Source organism: SAR324 cluster bacterium (genome assembly GCA_029245725.1).
Lineage (GTDB): Bacteria > SAR324 > SAR324 > SAR324 > NAC60-12 > JCVI-SCAAA005.
Window position 1 is genome coordinate 1 of sequence record JAQWOT010000116.1, and the last position, 2754, is coordinate 2754.

Consider the following 2754-nt stretch of genomic DNA (forward strand, 5'->3'; position numbering starts at 1 on the left):
GCTCTACCCTCATGCTCCAAAAGGGCTGGAGTAGCTGCGGCACGTTTTAGAATGGCACCCCCAGGAGCCAAGTTCCCATGGAGTGCAATCAAACCTCCCTTAGACTCTACTGGATCTCGCAAAGCTCTGATTACACTTTGATCAATTTGCTCTGAACTTTCCTTTTTGAGGTGTTGCACCAAGCTTTGTCCAGTCACATTTAGGGTGTGGAGATTCAACTGCGAAGCAAGCGCACGTAAAACTCCATCTAACCCGCCCGCTGTATGAAAATCTTCCATGTAACCAGTCCCCACAGGTTTGAGGTCCAACAACACCGGGGTTTCATCCGAGAGTTCATTAAATCGCTTCAAGTCAACTTCCACACCTGCTCTTCCAGCAATGGCGGTGAGGTGAATAATGGCATTGGTCGAACCTGAAACACTCAGTAAAACTCGAAGTGCATTTTCCACCGATTCCTTAGTGATCAGTTGATCCAGCTTTGGACCACCTTGGATGGCCATTTTAGCGGCCAAGGCCCCAGTTTGTTCAGAAGCTCTCAATCTGTCTGCATGAACAGCAGGAATCGATGCAGTATTTGGTAGCATCACCCCAAGGGTTTCTGCGATCACCGCCATACTGGATGCTGTACCCATCACCGCACAAGTCCCCGAAGTAACCGCCAGATTTCCCTCAATCTGATCGATTTCCTGCTGAGAGAGGGTCCCTGCACGATATTGAGCCCAGAAACGACGGCAATCCGTACAGGCTCCCAGACGATCTCCCTTGTAGCGACCTGTCATCATTGGCCCAGCTACTAGCATCACGGCTGGTTTTCCAGCTGAGACTGCTCCCATCAGCAAGGCTGGAACTGTTTTGTCACAACCTCCCATCAAGACAACGGCATCCATTGGCTGGGCCCGGATCATCTCCTCTACAGCCATCGCCATCAGATTGCGGTAGACCATGGAAGTTGGGCTGAGGAACACCTCCCCCAAGGAGATCATCGGAAAAGGCATCGGCAAAGCACCTGCAGCCAGCACCCCTCGTTTAACTGCCTCGAGCATCTCTGGGAAATGCCGGTGGCAGTTGTTGAAACCACTTTCAGTGTAACAGATGCCGACAATCGGCTTATCCAGGGATTCATTGGTGTAGCCCATGGATTTCGCAAAGGAGCGTCGCAGATATTTAGCAAACTCTGGATCCCCATAATTGGTCAACCCGTTAGCGAGTCCCTTTGAAATTTCAGACATTTGAGTAACCTTTTGCCAGAACGTGTCGATTATTCGAAAAACCGATAGTATAAGAAGCGATTCATGGATGCAATTGCCTCCATGTTCCTGTATTGACATCTGGAATCATGGTCAAAATATGAAAGTTGAAAAAGTGACTGTAGGGCTCGTTGGCCTGGGTATGGTCTGTGAGAGTCATCTCGGGGCTTATTCAGCCCATCCAGATGCAGAGGTCATGGCTGTCTGTGATCTTGACGCAACTCGTTTAAAAGAGATCGCAAATAAGTATGGTATTCCCAAAACCTACACCTCTTATGAGCAGATGCTACAGGATCCAGAGATCAATACCGTAGACATCACCACTCCCACGATTTTGCATTCTCCAATGGCACTGGCGGCGGCCATGGCAGGAAAAAATATTCTCTGTGAAAAGCCATTCTGTTTGACGTTGACTGAAGGGCAGGAGGTTTGTGAGACCGCTCGCAGCAGGGGTGTCACGCTGATGGTTAGTGAATCATACATCTTCATGACCTCGCTCAAACATGCCCGAACTTTAATTGAAGCTGGTGAAATCGGTAAGCCTCAGCAGATACGTCAACGATTTGGATCGTGGGTCGAACGTCCGGGAGTACTGGAGACCGGCCGTCCAGTGACTGATGATCATCGTGGATGGCGGATGGACTCCAAAAAGGCCGGGGGTGCGGGCTTCCCTTGGATGTTTGATCATTGTGTTCATTTCTTTGCCACCGCTGAATATCTAATGGGGTCAAGAATCAAGGAAGTCTATGCACTGAAATCAGATATCAGCTGGATGAAGACTGCTTATCAAGTCGATGAAGGCGAAACGCACGTTTACCGTCCAGAGGACTCAGGGGACATCCCAATCATCACCTGGACCTACGACGATCCTGCCTGTCAAGGGGTCTGGATGCGAGCTGAAACACTGAATGGGAAGTTTGACCCTATGTATGGCTTCAGTTTGAGCATCATTGGTGACCAGGGAATGATTGAAGTGCTGGGTGAAGGAGGCCGAGGACTGCAATGGCTGGGGGAGAGCACACATCTTGTTCTCCACCGCAAGGATAAAGAAGCTCGAACTTTTCGATTTGATGAGGGTGGTGATGATCTCTGGCAGTCTGAGGTTTCGTATTACAGCAAAGCGCATCAGAATCAGATCAATGAGTTCATTGATGCGCTAATCCGTGGCCGTAAACCAAGCTACACCGGAGAAGACGGAAAACGAGATGTGCAAACCACAATGGCGGCAATTTGCTCCGCAAAGGAAGGACTACCTGTTCGTGTTGAAGAGGTGACAGACCTTCGCTTTGCGAAAATTCCAGAAGATAGAGCTTGATTTCCCAACCCTTCGATTTATTTCCGGATGAAGCGGAAGAACGAGGTCTGGCTGAAACGCTCCCCCGGACGCAAAGTAATGGATGGAAAGTTTGGCTGATTTGGAGCATCTGGCCAGAATTGTGGTTCCATCGCAATGCCTGCATGCCCACCATAAGGCTTCCCCGAATGACCAAGAACAGGAGAAGTATCT

At 49.6% G+C, this 2754-nt stretch carries 3 protein-coding genes; 1 reads left to right on the forward strand and 2 read right to left on the reverse strand.

What is annotated here, in order from left to right; genetic code table 11:
• On the reverse strand, window positions 1-1229 hold a 1229-nt coding region (locus P8O70_05085), incomplete at its 3' end, for a dihydroxy-acid dehydratase (protein ID MDG2196252.1).
• Window positions 1230-1347: 118 nt separating this feature from the next.
• Between P8O70_05085 and P8O70_05090 the strand changes: the two genes are divergently transcribed.
• Window positions 1348-2562 carry a Gfo/Idh/MocA family oxidoreductase gene (locus P8O70_05090; GenBank protein ID MDG2196253.1) on the forward strand — a complete coding sequence of 405 codons (1215 nt, stop codon included), beginning with the start codon at window positions 1348-1350 and terminating at the stop codon, window positions 2560-2562.
• A 17-nt stretch (window positions 2563-2579) separates the two neighbouring features.
• Here P8O70_05090 and P8O70_05095 read toward each other — a convergent pair.
• A partial coding sequence (locus tag P8O70_05095) for a galactose mutarotase (protein MDG2196254.1) occupies window positions 2580-2754 on the reverse strand: 175 nt, incomplete at its 5' end.

Excerpts from the sequence above, each read along its gene's own strand:
- P8O70_05090 (MDG2196253.1), top strand. The coding sequence starts at position 1,348 with ATGAAAGTTGAAAAAGTGACTGTAGGGCTCGTTGGCCTGGGTATGGTC.